This is a genomic window from Streptomyces araujoniae (genome assembly GCF_050871195.1).
GTDB classification, from domain to species: Bacteria; Actinomycetota; Actinomycetes; order Streptomycetales; family Streptomycetaceae; genus Streptomyces; species Streptomyces bacillaris.
In genome coordinates, this window is sequence record NZ_CP194070.1 from 4,550,294 (window position 1) to 4,566,405 (window position 16,112).

General features: G+C 73.3%; 17 protein-coding genes. 8 read left to right on the plus strand and 9 right to left on the minus strand.

All coding sequences use genetic code 11. From position 1 onward, the window contains the following. Positions 1-23: 23 nt before the first annotated feature. Entirely contained in the window at positions 24-488 is a 465-nt protein-coding gene (locus ACQ9ZG_RS19505) for a MarR family winged helix-turn-helix transcriptional regulator (protein ID WP_028416884.1), read from the minus strand. A 136-nt stretch (positions 489-624) separates the two neighbouring features. Here ACQ9ZG_RS19505 and ACQ9ZG_RS19510 point away from each other — a divergent pair, with 136 nt between their 5' ends. The 6 genes from ACQ9ZG_RS19510 (at position 625) to ACQ9ZG_RS19535 (ending at position 4,099) form a co-directional block, all read left to right on the plus strand. Then, positions 625-1,299 carry a hydrolase gene (locus ACQ9ZG_RS19510; RefSeq protein ID WP_109916665.1) on the plus strand — a complete coding sequence of 225 codons (675 nt, stop codon included), beginning with the start codon at positions 625-627 and terminating at the stop codon, positions 1,297-1,299. Between the two features lie 69 nt (positions 1,300-1,368). Continuing rightward, positions 1,369-1,677: a GNAT family N-acetyltransferase gene (locus tag ACQ9ZG_RS19515; protein WP_018490565.1), complete on the plus strand. Its 309-nt coding sequence runs from the start codon at positions 1,369-1,371 to the stop codon at positions 1,675-1,677. A gap of 37 nt (positions 1,678-1,714) precedes the next feature. Next, positions 1,715-2,011, plus strand: coding sequence for a (4Fe-4S)-binding protein (locus ACQ9ZG_RS19520; protein WP_258312304.1), 297 nt, complete (start codon positions 1,715-1,717; stop codon positions 2,009-2,011). A gap of 329 nt (positions 2,012-2,340) precedes the next feature. Next, positions 2,341-3,054: a class I SAM-dependent methyltransferase gene (locus ACQ9ZG_RS19525; RefSeq protein WP_109915541.1), complete on the plus strand. Its 714-nt coding sequence runs from the start codon at positions 2,341-2,343 to the stop codon at positions 3,052-3,054. A gap of 59 nt (positions 3,055-3,113) precedes the next feature. Next, positions 3,114-3,554: an Asp23/Gls24 family envelope stress response protein gene (locus tag ACQ9ZG_RS19530; protein WP_028416880.1), complete on the plus strand. Its 441-nt coding sequence runs from the start codon at positions 3,114-3,116 to the stop codon at positions 3,552-3,554. A gap of 131 nt (positions 3,555-3,685) precedes the next feature. Continuing rightward, positions 3,686-4,099 carry a DUF4259 domain-containing protein gene (locus tag ACQ9ZG_RS19535; protein ID WP_028416879.1) on the plus strand — a complete coding sequence of 138 codons (414 nt, stop codon included), beginning with the start codon at positions 3,686-3,688 and terminating at the stop codon, positions 4,097-4,099. 142 nt (positions 4,100-4,241) lie between these two features. On the opposite strand, the gene ACQ9ZG_RS19540 is transcribed toward ACQ9ZG_RS19535, so the two are convergent. From ACQ9ZG_RS19540 to ACQ9ZG_RS19575, 8 genes are all read right to left on the minus strand, one after another. Further along, positions 4,242-4,802 carry a DinB family protein gene (locus ACQ9ZG_RS19540; RefSeq protein WP_181398247.1) on the minus strand — a complete coding sequence of 187 codons (561 nt, stop codon included), beginning with the start codon at positions 4,800-4,802 and terminating at the stop codon, positions 4,242-4,244. Positions 4,803-5,013: 211 nt separating this feature from the next. After that, the gene (gene serC, locus ACQ9ZG_RS19545; protein ID WP_028416877.1) at positions 5,014-6,132 is read right to left on the minus strand and encodes a phosphoserine transaminase; all 1,119 of its coding nucleotides are present in this window, start codon (positions 6,130-6,132) and stop codon (positions 5,014-5,016) included. Positions 6,133-6,227: 95 nt separating this feature from the next. Beyond that, a complete protein-coding gene (locus ACQ9ZG_RS19550; protein WP_109915540.1) occupies positions 6,228-7,457 on the minus strand; it encodes a cytochrome P450 family protein in 1,230 nt (409 codons plus the stop codon). Next, positions 7,454-8,911, minus strand: coding sequence for a cytochrome P450 (locus ACQ9ZG_RS19555; protein ID WP_109915539.1), 1,458 nt, complete (start codon positions 8,909-8,911; stop codon positions 7,454-7,456). Before ACQ9ZG_RS19555 ends, ACQ9ZG_RS19550 begins: the two co-directional genes overlap by 4 nt. Then, positions 8,908-9,591 carry a GTP-binding protein gene (locus ACQ9ZG_RS19560; protein ID WP_499280951.1) on the minus strand — a complete coding sequence of 228 codons (684 nt, stop codon included), beginning with the start codon at positions 9,589-9,591 and terminating at the stop codon, positions 8,908-8,910. The genes ACQ9ZG_RS19555 and ACQ9ZG_RS19560 overlap by 4 nt, the downstream gene beginning before the upstream one ends. Next, positions 9,572-9,943 carry a DUF742 domain-containing protein gene (locus ACQ9ZG_RS19565; RefSeq protein WP_018490575.1) on the minus strand — a complete coding sequence of 124 codons (372 nt, stop codon included), beginning with the start codon at positions 9,941-9,943 and terminating at the stop codon, positions 9,572-9,574. The genes ACQ9ZG_RS19560 and ACQ9ZG_RS19565 overlap by 20 nt, the downstream gene beginning before the upstream one ends. Beyond that, a complete protein-coding gene (locus ACQ9ZG_RS19570) occupies positions 9,940-10,362 on the minus strand; it encodes a roadblock/LC7 domain-containing protein (RefSeq protein WP_018490576.1) in 423 nt (140 codons plus the stop codon). Before ACQ9ZG_RS19570 ends, ACQ9ZG_RS19565 begins: the two co-directional genes overlap by 4 nt. After that, positions 10,359-11,978 (minus strand): sensor histidine kinase, encoded by a 1,620-nt coding sequence (locus ACQ9ZG_RS19575; protein ID WP_499280952.1) that lies wholly within the window; start codon positions 11,976-11,978, stop codon positions 10,359-10,361. The genes ACQ9ZG_RS19570 and ACQ9ZG_RS19575 overlap by 4 nt, the downstream gene beginning before the upstream one ends. Before the next feature lie 250 nt (positions 11,979-12,228). Here ACQ9ZG_RS19575 and ACQ9ZG_RS19580 point away from each other — a divergent pair, with 250 nt between their 5' ends. Both ACQ9ZG_RS19580 and cpt read left to right on the plus strand, forming a co-directional pair. Continuing rightward, positions 12,229-15,405: an FAD-binding and (Fe-S)-binding domain-containing protein gene (locus tag ACQ9ZG_RS19580; protein WP_499280953.1), complete on the plus strand. Its 3,177-nt coding sequence runs from the start codon at positions 12,229-12,231 to the stop codon at positions 15,403-15,405. A 51-nt stretch (positions 15,406-15,456) separates the two neighbouring features. Beyond that, complete coding sequence (gene cpt, locus ACQ9ZG_RS19585) at positions 15,457-15,996, plus strand: chloramphenicol phosphotransferase CPT (protein WP_109917463.1); 540 nt, start codon at positions 15,457-15,459, stop codon at positions 15,994-15,996. Positions 15,997-16,112: the final 116 nt, after the last annotated feature.

The following is a 16,112-nucleotide window of genomic DNA, read 5'->3' on the forward strand; positions in this document are numbered from 1 at the left end:
GGGCGGTCCGGGGGAGCGGCCGGTCAGTCGGGCTGCTTCTCCATGTGGGCGAGGACGCGGTTGGAGATGCGGGCGAGGGCGTCCAGCTCCTCCTGGGTGAGCGCGTCGACGAAGAGCCGCCGCACATGGTCCACGTGCACGGGCGCGGCCTCCTCGATCGCGGTGCGGCCGGCCGGGGTGGCGACGACGAACGCTCCCCGGCCGTCGTCGGCGCACTCCTCCTTCGCCACCAGTCCGCGCTTGGTCATCCGTCCGACCTGGTGGGACATGCGGCTCTTCTCCCACTCCAGCAGCCTGGCCAGGTCCGTGAGGCGCATCCGCCCGCCGGCCTCGGTGAGTTTGGCCAGCACGAGGTAGTCGGCGGCGGACATGTGGGAGTCGGCCTGGACCCGGCGGGAGAGCCGTCCGATGAGCTTCTCCTGCATGCGGATGAAGCTGTCCCAGGCGGCCTGCTGTTCGGGGGTCAGCCAGCGAGGAGGTGCGTCCATGGAAGGAGCGTAGCGAGACGGCCGGGGCGCCCCGTGAATCGGCCGCCACCAGCACTAGTTGACGCATCAACCATCCCCTGCCTAGGGTGGGTGACACGTCAACCAAATGGCGTGCGGCTCCAGAAGGGACACCCCCATGAGCACCCCGAACACGGCCGGATCCAGCAAGGCCGGACTCGACGCGCTGCTGACGCCCGAGGAGAGCGTCCTGGTGCTGATCGACCACCAGCCCTTCCAGTTCGCCAACCTGAACAGCCACGAACCGGCGACAATCGTCAACAACGTCGTCGGACTCGCCAAGGCGGCCAAGGCGTACGGCGTCCCGGCCATCCTGACCACGGTGCTGGAGGAGCGCGGCGGCTATCTGATCCAGGGGATCCAGGACGTGTTCCCCGAGCAGAAGCCCATCGACCGGACCTTCATCAACACCTGGCAGGACCAGCGCGTCGTCGACGCCGTGAAGGCGACCGGCCGGAAGAAGCTGGTCCTCGCCGGGCTCTGGACGGAGATCTGCCTGGCCATGCCCGCCATCCAGGCGGCGGGCGAGGGCTTCGACGTCTACGCCGTCACCGACGCCTCGGGCGGCGTCTCGGCGGAGGCCCACGACATGGCGGTGCGCCGCATGGTCCAGGCGGGCGTCGTCCCGATCACGTGGATGGCCGTCCTGGGCGAGTGGCAGCGCGACTGGGCCCGCGAGGAGACCGTTCCGGCGGCCGCCGAGATCCAGGCCCAGCACGGCGGGGGCTCCGGGGTGGCCTTCGCCTGGGAGATGCAACTGCTCGCCGCCGGCCGCGCCGGCGGTGGCGCCTGACCGCCCGGGGGTCGAAGATGATGTATCAACCGCATCGGTTCACGGTGGGGAACAGCGGACGGAGGTCCCATGACGGTCCAGGTCGATGACGTTCCCGAGGCCAAGAGGTACGAGGCGAGAGTGGACGGGGGCCCCGACGTCGCGGGCTTCGCCGACTACATCCGTACGGCGGAACTCGTCGCGTTCGTCCATACCGAGGTCGCGCCGGAGTACGAGGGCAAGGGGGTCGGCTCGGCGCTGGTCCGCACCGCCCTCGACGAGGCGCGTGCCGCACAGCTGAGGGTGCTGGCCACCTGCCCGTTCTTCGCGGCCTGGATCGCCCGGCACCCCGACTACCAGGACCTGCTGTACCAGTCCCGCAGCAAGGTCAGCGACTGAGCGGCCGGAAGCGGCCACGACCGCTACGGGAGGCGGCATGAGCGACACGACGGGTGGAACGGGCAGGAGAGCCTACGAGGGCCGCTCGATCACCGTGACCTTCGAGGCCGGGCGCTGCCGGCACGCCGCCGAGTGCGTCAGGGGGCTGCCGGAGGTGTTCGATCCGGCCCGGCGGCCATGGATCACGCCCGACGCCGCCGACGCCGGGCGGGTGGCGGAGGTGGTGCGGCGCTGCCCCTCGGGGGCGCTCCGGTACGAGGGCGGGGGCGAGGCCGGCGGCGAGGAGCTTCCGCCCCCGTCGCCCCCGCCCACGGAGGCCGCGGGCCCGGAGTGATCCCGGCGGGAAGTACGGGGGCCCTGTCGCACGGCGGCCCGGGACCGGGAGCGGCGCGCCCGATGGCCCGGAGAATGCCGGTGTCGCACGGCGGCCCGGGACCGGGAGCGGCACGTCCGAAGGCCCGGAGAATGCCGGTATCGCACGGCGGCCCGGGACCGGGAGCGCCGCGCCCGAAGGCCCGGAGCGTGCCGGGAGGTGCGGGGCCCGCTGCCGCGCGGCGGCCCGGCGTACGGTCGCCTTCGGGGTGACCGTAGCTGTGTGACGGCAACGTCAGCCGGGTGCCAGCAGGCCCCAGGCCGTGACGGCAGGCCCTAGGGTGGTGCGCCATGACCGCACCCGATCCGGCGCCGGACTTCGTGCGCGCCACCCGCCGCTCGTACGACGCCATCGCCGGTGGATACGCGCGGTGGACCCGCGACGAACTCGCCGCCAAGCCCCTGGAGCGCGGCCTGTTGGCCGCCTTCGCCGAGCACGTGGTGACGGACGGGGGAGGGCTCCCGCTGGCCGATGTCGGGTGCGGTACGGGCCGGGTGACCGGCCATCTCCACCGACTCGGCCTGGGCGTCGAGGTGTTCGGGATCGACCTCGCGCCGGGCATGGTGGCGCAGGCGCGGCGGGACCACCCCGGGCTGCGGTTCGAGGAGGGCTCCATGCTCGCTCTCGACCTGCCGGACGGCTCCCTGGGCGGCCTCCTCGCCTGGTACTCCACCATCCACGTGCCGGACACGGAACTGCCGCGCGCCTTCGCCGAGTTCCGCCGCGTGCTGGCCCCGGGCGCCCCCGTACAGCTCGGCTTCCAGGTGGGCGACGAGCCGCTGCGGCTCACGGAGGCGCTGGGCGAGGAGGTCTCGCTCGTCTTCCACCGGCGGCAGCCCGAGCGGGTGGCCGAGCTGCTGCGGGCGGCGGGGCTGGAGGTGCGGGCCGTGGTGCGCAGGGAGCGGGACACGGAGGGGCCGTTCCCCGAGCGGGCGCCGCAGGGGTTCCTCCTGGCCCGGCGGCCCCGAATGGCAGACGGGTGCGGAGGGGCGGAGAGTGGATGAGGGGGTTCCGTGCGGGCGCGGCGAGAGCGCCCGTGGCAACCACTCTCTGTGAGGCGGACATGGCCGACATCGAAACGCGGAGCGGAAACGCGGCGAAGAGCGGCGGAGGCGGCGTGCGCGGCACGACCACCATCGCCGACGGCGTCGTGGCCACCATCGCCGGCATAGCCATCCGGGAGACCGAAGGCGTCCACTCGGTGGGCAAGGGCGCGTCGAAGGCGCTGGGCGCCGTCACCAGCCGGGTCTCCGGATCCTCGGGCGCCGGGCGCGCGGTCAAGGTGGAGGTGGGTGAGAAGCAGACGGCGATCGACGTCGACGTCGAGGTGGAGTACGGCGTCGCGATCCACGAACTGGCCGACCGGATCAGAGGCCAGGTCGTCGAGGCCGTGGAGTCGATGACCGGGCTGGAGGTCGTCGAGGTCAACATCAACGTCTTCGACGTGCACATCCCGGACGACGACGATGACGACGAGGAGGGCTCGGGCGGCCGCGTGCAATGAGGCCGGGCCGGCGTCCGGGGCGCTCGGAGGGCTGATTGTCAGTGGTGGCTGTGAGGATGGGGCGCACCACGACAGAGCAGACCGTGCACTCCGTGTACACGGACCGAGCACGCGGACTGAGGGGGGACGCCATGGGCGCCTGGGACATCGGCCACTTCGACAACGACACCGCGGCCGACTTCGGCGGGCGGGTCGACGACGCCGAGCCGGAGAAGAAGGCGGACGTCCTGCGGGCCGTCCTGACCGCCGCCGCGGACACCGCCCCGGATGAGTATCTGGACGAGGGCGAGGAGGCGGTCGCGGCGGCCGCCCTGGTCGCCGCCCAGTGCCCCGGCGGGGAGCCGATCACCACGGCGTACGGCCCCAAGGACCCCGTCCCCCCGCTCCCGGCCGACCTGCGCCCCCTGGCGGTCCGCGCCCTGGACCGCCTCACCGGCGCCGACGCGGAGCCGCTGGACCTGTGGGCCGAGGCCGGGGCGGAGAAGGAGTGGCTGGCCGGGATAGCCGCCCTGCGCGCGGTGCTGGTGGCGGCACCGGCGGAGTGAGTACGTGAGTCCGGGCTTCCCGGTCACGCAGAGCCCGGGGCTCCGTCGACGCAGCGCCGGTGCGCCCCACTCGCTCCGACCCCGGGTACTCCCTCCTCGCGACGCCCTTGTGCCCCGGTCACTCCGAGCCGGTGCGCCCCGGTCACTCCACGCCCGGGAAGCGCCCCACCGCGCCGTCGATCAGTTCGCGCAGGATGTCCATGTGCCCGGCGTGCCGGACGGTGTCCTCCAGCATGTGGATGAGCACCCACCGCATCGACACCACCCGCCCGTCCCACGCGGTGCCCGTCGCCTCCAGGTCCGTCTCCCGGATCGCGGCGTCGGCGGCCGCGCGGGCACGGGCGTAGAAGGCCACGATGCCGGCGGTCGTCTCGTCCGGGGAAGCCGCCATGTCCTCGGTCGCGGGGTCGAACCAGAAGGGCTCGGTCTCCCGCCCGAACGTCGAGCAGAACCACCCGTATTCGACCGCCGCCAGATGCTTCACCAGCCCGAGCAGATTCGTCCCGCTCGGCGTCATCGCCCGCCGCACCTGCTCGTCGTCGAGCCCCGCCAGCTTCCACAGCACCGCATCCCGGTGCAGGTCCAGACTGGCGTGCAGGCTCTCCTTCTCGCCTCCGGTGTACGGGACATGGAGGACGCGGGCGGTCGCGGGGGTGGAGGAGGCCGGAGTTACGGGACCGTGCTCGGGCTGGGGTGAACTCATGTGCGCACCCTAGTGCGCTCCCCTCTAGCGGTCCTCGGCGTTTCGGGTGGCCCGCGCGCACGGTCTCGTCGGCGTCCGGGGCGACTTCGGCCGGGAGAGGGGAACGGGGGATGGGGGCCGGAGTTCCGTGTCACCTGGTCGGGTGACACGGAGACGGCCCGCCACCTCAACAGGTGCCGGGCCGTCTCCGTACCGAGGGGGGAGCCGCGTACTACAGCTTCTCGATCACGTAGTCGATGCACGCCGTCAGTGCCTGGACGTCCGCCGGGTCGATCGCCGGGAACATGGCCACGCGCAGCTGGTTGCGGCCGAGCTTGCGGTACGGCTCGGTGTCGACGATGCCGTTGGCGCGGAGGGTCTTGGCGACGGCCGCCGCGTCGATCTCGTCCGCGAAGTCGATCGTGCCGATGACCTGCGAGCGCTTCGCCGGGTCCGTGACGAACGGGGTGGCGTACTTGGACTCGTCGGCCCAGGTGTAGAGGTGGCCCGACGAAGCCGCCGTGCGGCCCGTCGTGAAGTCCAGGCCGCCCTGGGAGTTCATCCACTTCAGCTGCTCGTTAAGCAGGAAGAGGGTGGACAGCGCCGGGGTGTTGTACGTCTGGTTCTTCAGCGAGTTGTCGATCGCCGTCGGCAGGGAGAAGAACTCAGGGATGTGCCGGCCCGAGGCGTGGATCCGGGCGGCGCGCTCCAGGGCGGCCGGGGAGAACACGCCGATCCACAGGCCGCCGTCGGAGGCGAAGGACTTCTGCGGGGCGAAGTAGTAGACGTCCGACTCGGTGATGTCGACCGGGAGGCCGCCCGCGCCCGAGGTGGCGTCCACCAGGACGAGCGCGCCCTCGTCGGCACCCGCCACGCGCTCGACCGGGGCCGCGACACCCGTGGAGGTCTCGTTGTGCGTGAAGGCGTAGACGTCCACGCCCGCCTCGGCCCGCGGATCCGGGTGGGTGCCCGGGTCGGAGGCGATGACGGTCGGGTCGGAGAGCCAGGGCGCGAGCTTGGCGGCCTTGGCGAACTTGGAGGAGAACTCACCGAAGTTCAGGTGCTGGGACTTCGACTCGATCAGACCGTGCGTCGCGATGTCCCAGAAGGCGGTGGAGCCGCCGTTGCCGAGGATGACCTCGTACCCCTCGGGCAGGGAGAAGAGCGCGCGCACCCCGTCCCGTACCTCGCCGACCAGGTTCTTGACCGGGGCCTGGCGGTGGGACGTACCGAGGAGCGAGGTGCCGGTGGCGGCCAGCGCGTCGAGCGCCTCCGTCCGCACCTTGGAAGGACCGGCGCCGAAGCGTCCGTCTGCGGGCTTGATGTCAGCGGGAATCTGGATGTCGGCCACGAGTCGGAGCGTAGTCCCTCGGCGGCACGGCGTCGCAACCGTGTCCGTCCGGTGAGACACACGCTCCGGCTCGTGGACCTCTCACCAACGGGCGGCTACCCCTCGTGGCCGAACGGGCAGCCCAGCTTCACCGGCAGCTCGTACAGGTCGTTCTGCGTCACGATCGGCTTGTTGCGCAGCTCGGACGCCGGGACCGCCAGCTCCAGTTCCGGGAACTTCTCGTAGAGCGCCGGGAGCGCGATGCCCGCCTCCAGCCGGGACAGGGCCGCGCCGGGGCAGACGTGCGGGCCGTGGCCGAAGGCGATGTGGCGGTTGGGGGTGCGGGTGGCGTCGAACTCGCCCGCCGTCGGGCCGTACTGCCGCTCGTCCCGGCCCAGCGCGGCGAACGAGACGATCAGCGCCTCGCCCTTCGGCAGGACCCGGTCGCCCACCTCGATGTCCTCCGTCGCGAAGCGGATCAGGACGTGCGAGGTCGGGGTGTTCCAGCGGAGCGTCTCCTCGATCACGCCGTCCCAGCCGATCTCGCCGTTCACCACCTTCTTGCGCTGCTCCGGGTGGGTCTGGAGGGCTTCCACCACGTTGACGATCAGGCTGATGGTGGTCTCATGTCCGGCGGCGATGATCAGTTGCAGCGTGTTGACGATCTCCTCGTCGGTGAGGTGGTCACCGTTCTCGGAGGCCGCGATCAGGGCGCTGGTGAGGTCGTCGCCCGGGTTCGCCCGCTTGTCGTTCACGATCTTCGTGAAGAGCGTGCCGAGGTCCGCCATCATCTGCGGGACCTCCTCCGGCGGGGTCTGCGTCGAGAAGAACTTCTCGAACAGCTCCTTCAGCCGCGGGTGGTCCGCCGCGTCCACGCCCATCAGCTCGCTGATGACGTTCATGGGGAGCGGGTACGCGAACTCCGCCTTCAGGTCCACCGGTTCCCCGGCCGGGTGGGCGGCCAGCTTCTCCAGGCTCGCGTTCGTCAGCGCCTCGATGCCCTCCCGCAGCCGCTCCACCCGGCGTACGGTGAGCGCCTGCGCCACCAGCGTACGGAGCCGGCGGTGGTCGGCCCCGTCGACCGTGAGCATCGAGCGGCCCGGGTTGGCCAGGCCGATCAGCGGCCAGTCCATGGGTATCTCGCCGCGCCGCCAGGCGTTCCAGACGTCGATGTCCTTGACCACCCGGCTGTCGGTGAGCAGCGCCCGGGCCTCCGCGTGGTGGGTGACCGCGTACACGTGTACACCGCCCGGCAGCTCCACCTCCGCCAGCGGCCCGGCGGCCCGCAGCGCGGCGCTCTCGCCGTCGAGGTCGCTGACGAACGGGTCGAGTGCGATGCGGGTCATGCGGGGCCTCCGTGGCTTCCGGGTCTGCCGAGGGCGGGCGTGGGCGTGAAGAGCACGGGCAGGTCGGTGAGGCCGCGCAGCCACGGCGACGGGCGGCGGGTGAGCTGCTCGGCGGGGACGGCGAGGTCCACGTCCGGCAGCCGGTCGAGCAGTACCTCGATGCCGGTACGGGCGATGACCTCGGAGGTCTCCTGGGCCGGGAACGGGCAGCGGTGCTCGCCGTGGCCGAAGGAGAGGAACGCGTTGTTGCCGCCGGTCAGCGCCGAGGCGTGGGTCCGCACCTGCGGGTCGCCGTTGGCGGCGGCGATCCCGAGCAGCAGCAGATCACCGGCGCGGACGTGGCGCCCGCCGAGGTGGGTGTCGCGGGAGGCCCAGCGGCCCGCCACGTTCTGGGTCGGGGTGTCCTCCCAGAGCACCTCGTTCATGGCCTCCGCGACGCTGTGCCGGCCGCCCGAGAGCGAGGCGGCGAACCGCTCGTCGGTGAGCATCAGGCGCAGCGAGTTGCCCATCCAGTCGGCGGTCGGCTGGTGGCCGGCCGCCATCATCACCATGAGGTCCTGGGCGACCTCCTCGTCGGTGAACCCGCCCGTGTCCGCGAGCATCCGGCTGGCGACGTCGTCACCGGGCTCGGCGTGCTTGTCGGCCAGCAGCCGGAACATCGAGGTGGCCAGGTGCTGCTGTCCGGCCAGCGCCCGCTCGCGGCCGTCGATCATGTCGTTGATCGCGCCGACCAGCGGGTACGCCTCCTCGTCGGAGAAGCCGTAGATCCTGGCCAGGACGAGCGCCGGGAGCAGCTTGGCGTACTCCGCGATGATGTCGACCGCGCCCTTGGTGCAGAACCGGTCGATCAGCTCGTCCGCGAACTCCTCCGCGTACCGCTTCAGGGAGAACGGGTCGACGCCCTCCAGCGCGTTGCTGATCATCATGGCCCGGACGCTGTGGCGCTCCCCGACCGTGTAGAGGATCGAGTTCTGCCCGCGCCCGATCATCGGCAGCAGCGGCCAGTCGGCGGGGATGCGGTCCCACTGGTTCCACAGCTCGGAGTCGCGGCTGAAGAGGACCGGGTCGCCGGTGACCTGGTGCAGCTCGCGGTAGCCGAGGACGAGCCAGGCGGGCACGCCGCCGTCGAGCACGACCGGGGCGACGGCGCCGTGGTCGCGCCGCATGTCCCGGTAGAGCTGGACGGGGTCGCTCTGGAAGCGGGGGCCGGAGAGCGGGACGGAGCCGTGGGCGACGGGGCAGCCGGAGGGGGTGGTTGCGGGGGAGGTGGCTCCGGAGGCGGTGGTTCCGGTGGCCGTGGCGGACGCGGTGGCCCCGGAGTCCGCCGTTCCGGTGGTGGCGGTCCGCCCGGTGGCGGCTGTCGGGTCGGAGGCCGCGGTGCCGGAGGCCGTCGCCGGGCCGGAGTCCGTCGGGCCGGAGGAGGTCGGTCCGGTGGTGTCGGAGGTGGTCGTCACGGGGCGGGCTCCGGGGTCGGGCTGGCCAGGGCTGCCGCGGGCACGGCGGACCCGGGCACGGCGGCTCCCGGCGCGTCGGCTCCGGGGGCGCGCAGCCGGGCGGCGGAGAGCGCGGCGAGGTGCTCGACGAGCGTGATGAGCACGTACTTGCTGGAGGACCGGTCGCGCGCGTCGCACTCCACCAGCGGCACGTCGTCCGCGAGGTCCAGGGCCTCCCGGATCTGCTGCTCGCTGTGGAGCGGCCCGCCGAAGTCGTTGCACGCCACGATGAACGGCGTGCCGTGGTGCTCCAGGCGGTCGATGGCGTACCAGGAGTCGGCCAGCCGGCGGGTGTCGACGAGGACGACCGCGCCGAGCGTGCCGGAGAAGAGCCGGTCCCACAGGAACCAGAACCGCTCCTGGCCGGGCGCGCCGAAGAGGTACAGCACCGAGCGGGCGTCGAGCGTGATGCGGCCGAAGTCGAACGCCACGGTGGTGGACGTCTTGGCCTGGACGCCGTCGAGGTGGTCGACGGCCTCGCCCGCGCGGGTCATCGTCTCCTCCGTGTTGAGCGGACGGATCTCGCTCACGGATCGGACCATGGTGGTCTTGCCGACGCCGAAGCCGCCGACGACAACGATCTTGAGTCCGTTGTCGGCGGTGTCGCTCAGGGTGGCGCGGTCAGAGGTTGCGGAGTCCAACGAGCACCTGTTCCAGGATGTCGGGGTCGGGGAGCCGGTCCGCGACACGGGCGGTACGGGGGTGGCGGGCGCTGACCCGGCCGGTGTCCAGCAGGTCGCACAGCATGATGCGGACGATGCTGACCGGCAGGTTCAGGGTCGCGGAGATCTCGACGACGGCGGTCGGGCTCTGGCACATCCGCAGGATCGCCACATGCTCCGACTGCATACCGGGGGCCGGGTCGCACTCCGCGACGACGAGGGTCACCAGATCGAAGGCGGCCGAGTCGGAGCGGCTGCGTCCCCCGGTGAGGGTGTACAGCCGGTCCGGATCGTCGTCGCGGCCCGGGCGCGGGCGGGGCGCCGTCGTCATACGGCCGAACTCTCTGCCACGGGGGTGCGCGGCGGGGCGACGAGGTGCTCACCGAGCTGTTCGACCAGCTCGCTCATGTTGTGGCCGACCAGGCCCACGTCGGAGTCCTCGTCGGCGACGACCGCGAGGTGGGCGCCCGCGCCCGCCTCGACGATGAACAGCACCCCGCCGTAGAACTCGGCCATCGCGGAGCGTACGCCGCCGCTGCCGTCACCGAACTCGATGGACGCGCCGTGCGAGAGGCTCTGGATCCCGGCGGAGATCGCGGCCAGCTGGTCGGCCTGGTCGACCGAGAGTTCGGGGGTGCGGCACAGCTTGAGGCCGTCGCGGGACAGGACGAGGGCGTGGCGGGTGCCGGGGGTGCGGTCGAGCAGCCCCTCCAGCAGCCAGTTGAGCTTCTCGTCGGTGGTCGCGGTCATCGGGTGTTGCCTTCCGGGTGCGGGGAGTTGGCACGGACCGCCCGGCTGAAGGTGCTGAAGCGCGCAGCCTGGACCTTCGCGTCGGTGGTACGGGCCTGGGGGGTGTCGGCTCCGCCGGGGGCGGCGTTGCCGTTACGGGCTTCGGCGGCGGCCAGCGTGCGGCCCCGGCGGCGCTTGGGCAGGCCGCTCTCGCCGAACGCGGGGACGCCGCCGGTGGATTCGGACTCCGACTCCGTGCGCTGCGGCTCCGCCGCCGGGGTCAGGGGCGTGGAGCCGTCGGAGGCCTGGTTCCCGGCGGTGGACCGGGCCGCGGGCACGGTCCCGGAGCGGCCCGCACCCTCGGCCGACGCGTGGGACGGCTCGGGCTCGGCGGGCGCGGCCGTGGGTGCGGGCGCCGGTGCGGCCGAAGGCGTGGCGGCCGGGAGCGCGGCGGTGGCGGTCGCGGCGGCGGGCGGCGCGGCCGGTGCCCGGTCCGGGACGGCGGCCGGTGCGGCGGTCCGGGAGATCAGGTCCTGGGGCAGCATCATCAGCGCGCCGGTGCCGCCCCGCGCGGAGGGCCGGAAGGAGACGGTCAGGCCGTGCTTACGGGCCAGCCGGCCGACGACGGCCAGTCCGAGCCGGGTGCCGGAGAGGTTGGTGAGGTTCTGGTGGTCGGCGGAGACGGCCTGCTCGGCGCGGCGCAGCTGCACCTCGCTCATCACGAGCCCGCTGTCCTCGACGGTGATGACGATGCCCGCCGGGACCTCCTCCACGTACACGTGCACCTCGGCGGTGGGTGGCGAGAAGTTGGCCGCGTTGTCGAGGAGTTCGGCCAGCGCGTGCATGACGCCCTCGGCCGCGTGCCCGGCGATCGCCACATCGCTGGTGGAGTGGAGGCGGACCCGCTGGTAGGAGCCGATACGGCCCATCGCGCCGCGCAGGATCGACTCCATGACGATCGGCTTGGCCCAGCGCCGCCCGGAGCGCGCCCCGGTCAGTACGGCGATGGAGTCCGCGAGCCGGCCCGCCTGGGCGGTGCGGTGGTCCAGGTGGAGCAGGTCCCCGAGGACGGACTCGTCGGTGTGCCGGTGCTCCATCTCCCGCAGGTCGGCCAGCATGCTGGTGGCCAGGGCCTGCATCCGCCCGGCCGCGTTGGCGCAGGCCGCGACGGCGGCGGAGCGCTCGGTCTCGGCGCGGGTGGCCCGGGCGGTGAGCCGGTCCACGGTGACGGAGAGCCGGGCCTTCTCGGCGGCGGCCTCGGCGGTGGTCCGCTCGTTCTCGGCGCGGGCCTCGGCGGTCACCCGGGCGGTCTCGGCGGAGGCGGCGGCCTTGATCCGGGCCGTCTCCGCCGTGAAGCGCTGGGCCTCGGCGGCGGAGGCGGAGACCAGCCGCGAGGTCTCGGCGGTGAACCGCTGGTTGTCGGCGGACCGCTGGGCGCGCAGGGCGCGGACGGTCCCCAGGGTGTGGACGGTGACGGCCACGCAGATGCTCAGCAGGACGGCGGCCCCGGCCGCGCCCCAGGCCAGCGGGGTCCGTACCGCATCGGGGGCCGCGACCACGGCCCACAGGGTCAGCGCGCCGGTGACGGCTGCCGAGATCAGCAGGGCGAGTGCGGTGGGCCTGAATGAGGGGCGCAATCGGAGTCCTCGGTGGCGGACGGTGCGGGACGTGGGACGAGGCGAAACCGCACCGGTGAAATCCGGACAGTTCACCACGGGAGTGGACGATCATGCACAACTGGAGCTGATAATTCCTGCTCAAGTCTTGGTCACTATAGGAGACTTGACGGTCTGTTTGGGAAGATCTTGTGGGCTTTTTTGTGAAGCTTGAGAGATTTTGTCCGCCCACATCCCAAGAGTTCATCTGTACCGACGGCATGCTGAGGCCATGGCCGAACTCCATCGCCCGCATACCGGACCGCCGGCACCGCCGGCCGGCTTCGCCGCCGCACTCCGCGCCGCCGTGCGCGGCGAGACCGACTTCGGCCCGACCGCCCTGGCCCTGACGACGATGGACGCCTCCAACTACCGCCGCGTCCCCCTCGGCGTCCTCGCCCCGCGCGACGCCGACGACATCGCGGCGGCGCTGACGGTCTGCCGGGAGTACGGGGTCCCCGTCGTCCCGCGCGGCGGCGGCACCTCCATCGCGGGCCAGGCCACCGGCACCGGCCTGGTGCTCGACCTCACCCGCCACCTGAACGCGATCCTCGACCTGGACCCGGCCGCCCGCACCGCCACCGTCCAGCCCGGCCTGGTCCTGGACAGCCTCCGGGCCGCCGCCGCCCCGCACGGCCTGACCTTCGGCCCCGACCCGTCCACCCACAGCCGCTGCACCCTCGGCGGCATGATCGGCAACAACTCCTGCGGCGCGCACTCGGTGGCCTGGGGCACCACGGCGGACAACGTGACGGCGCTGGAGGTGGTCCGGTACGGGGGCGAGGCGCTGCGGCTGGAACAGACCCGGGGCACGGGACGCGACGGCGTACGCGGCGCATCGCCTCAGGGGCGCGACGGCGTACGCGGCACCTCGTCCCAGGGACCCGACGGCGCACGTGGCGCATCGCCCCACGACGCCGGTCGCGCAGGCGGCACCTCGCCCCACGGCCCCCACGGCGTAAGCGAACTGATCGGCGCCCACCTCGCCCTCCTCCGCACGGGCTACCCCCGCCTCCCGCGCCGCATCTCCGGCTACGCGCTGGACGCCCTGCTCCCCGAGCACCCCGGCGGCCCCGACCCGGTCCGGGCGTTCTGCGGCAGCGAGGGCACCCTCGCCGTGGTCACCGAGGCGACCGTGCGCCTGGTCGAGACCCCGCGCGCCCGCGCCCTGGCCGTCCTCGGGTACGCCGACGAGGCGGCCGCCGCCGAAGCCGCCCCGGGTCTCCTCCCGTACGGCCCGCTCACCGTCGAGGGCATGGCCGCCGACCTCGTACGGAAACCGGCCGGGCTGCCGCGCGGGGCCGCCTGGCTCTTCGTCGAGACGGGCGGTGCCACCCCGGCCGAGGCGCGGGCGCACGCCGAGCGCGTCCTGCGCTCCGCCGACGCGGTGGACGGGGCCGTCGTCACCGACCCGGCCGGGCAGCGGGCCCTGTGGCGCATCCGCGAGGACGCCGCCGGGACCGCGACCCGGATGCCCGACGGCACAGAGGCCTGGCCCGGCTGGGAGGACTGCGCGGTCCCGCCCGGCCGGCTCGGCCCCTACCTCCGCGACTTCCGGGTCCTGCTCGCCGGGCACGGCCTGCGCGGCACGCCGTACGGCCACTTCGGCGAGGGCTGCATCCACGTACGCATCGACTTCGACCTCCTCACCCCGTCCGGCATCGCCCGATTCCGCAGCTTCTCCGAGGAGTTGGCCGATCTCGTCGTCGCGCACGGCGGCTCCCTCAGCGGTGAGCACGGCGACGGCCAGGCCCGGGCGGAGCTGCTGCCCCGGATGTACGGGGACGAACTCGTGGGCCTCTTCGGCGCGTTCAAGGACGTGTGGGACCCGGACGGCGGCCTGAACCCCGGCATCCTCACCCGCCCGGCCCCGCTGGACGCCAACCTCCGCTTCGCGGTCCTCCCGAAGCGCCCGGTGGACGTGGCCTTCGGCTATCCGCAGGACGGCGGCGACTTCGCGGGCGCGGTACGGCGGTGCGTCGGCGTCGCCAAGTGCCGTACGGCGGAGGCCCCTGGTGGCGGCGCGGGCGTGATGTGCCCCTCCTTCCGGGCGACCGGCGAGGAGGCGCACTCCACGCGGGGAAGGGCCCGGCTGCTGCACGAGATGCTTGCGGGCGAGGTGATCACGGACGGCTGGCGGAGCACGGAGGTACGGGACGCCCTCGACCTCTGCCTCTCCTGCAAGGGGTGCCGGAGCGACTGCCCGGTGGGTGTCGACATGGCCACGTACAAGGCGGAGTTCCTGCACCACCACTACCGGGGCCGGATCCGCCCCGCCGCCCACTACGCCCTGGGCCGCCTCCCGCAGTGGCTGCGCCTGGCCGCTCCCTTCGCCCGCCCGCTCAACACCCTCGCGCGCGTGCGGCCGTTGGCCGCGCTCGCGAAGCGGCTGGCGGGGATCGCGCCCGAGCGGACGATCCCGGTGCTGGCGACGGAGACGTACAGCCGCTGGCTGCGCGGACATCAGAGCGATGGGCAGGGCGAGAGGAAGGGCAGGGGGCGGGGCAGGGGCCAGAGCGAAGGGCAGAGCAAGGGGCTGAGCAACGGGCTGAGCAACGGGCACAGCAGGGGGCAGGGCGAGAGGCAGAGCAAGGGGCTGAGCACGGGGCAGGGCGAGAGGCGGAACGACGGGGAGGGCGGGAGGCAGGACGGCGAGGGAGCGCGCGTCCTTTCCCCCGGCCGGGTGGTCCACCTCTGGGCGGACACCTTCACCGAGTATCTGTCCCCGCAGGTGGGGCGGGCGGCCGTACGGGTCCTGGAGGAGGCGACGGGCCGCACGGTCCTGCCGCCACCGGCCGGGGTCTGCTGCGGGCTCACGTACGTGTCGACCGGCCAGCTGGACGCGGCCCGCCGGGTGATGCGCCGCACCCTGGACCGGCTCGCCCCGCTCCCCGGCGACCCGGTGGTCGTCCTCGAACCGAGCTGCGCCGCCGCCCTCCGCACCGATCTGCCCGAACTCCTCCCCGACGACCCGCGAGCCGCCGAACTGGCGGCGCGCGTCCGTACCCTGGCCCAGTACCTGGAGGAGTACGCCCCCGACTGGATCCCGCCCCGCCTGGACCGCCCGGTCGTCGGCCAGACCCACTGCCACCAGCACGCGGTTCTCGGGGACGCGGCGGAGCGGCGGCTGCGGGAGCGGCTGGGGCTGACCGGTGAACTCAGCGGCGGATGCTGTGGCCTGGCCGGGAACTTCGGCTTCGAGAAGGGGCACTGGGAGGTGTCCGTCGCATGTGCCGAGGAGCAACTGCTCCCTGCCGTGAGGGAGTCGGAGCCGGGCACGGAGCTGCTGGCGGACGGCTTCTCCTGTCGTACGCAACTGGACCGGCTCGGCCCGCGGGCCGGACGCCGGGCCCGGCACCTGGCCGAGGTGATCGCGGAAGCGCTGGAGCACGGTGACGGCGAACGGTGATCACGGCGGTGGGCGCGGGGCGCTTGTACGGTGACGCGCGTGAAGACTCAAGTGATCGTGCTCAACGGTGGTTCCAGCTCCGGAAAGTCCGGGATCGCCCGGTGCCTCCAGGCCCTCCTGCCGGACCCGTGGCTCGCGCTCGGCACCGACACGATGGTCGAGGCGATGCCCGCCGCCCTCCAGGCCGCGGAGACGGGGATCGTGTTCGGCCCGGACGGCTCGGTGAGCATCGGGTCGGAGTTCCGGGAGCTGGAGGACGCCTGGACCGAGGGGATCGCCGCGATGGCCCGCGCCGGCGCCCGGATCATCGTCGACGAGGTGTTCCTCAGCGGGGCGGCGGGCCGGCGCCGGTGGAGCGAACGGCTGGACGGGCTGGGGGTGTTGTGGGTCGGCGTCCGGTGCGCGGGCGAGGTCGCGGCGGGGCGGGAGATCGCCCGGGGCGACCGGACCGTCGGCATGGCGGCGGCACAGGCGGAGAGCGTCCACCGGGGTGTCATCTACGACCTGGAGGTCGACACCACCCGTACCGAATCCCTGGACTGCGCGCGGACGATCGCCGCCCACGTCAAGGGGGAGACGGCCGGGCGCTAGCATCGACGGGTTTGCCGTGATCGCCGCGGCGGGTCGCTGGGGCGGGTGCGCGTGGGACCGACGGCGGCGCCGCGCGGACCTGCGAGGCCGGTGGCCGCTGCTCCCCGGCGGATCTG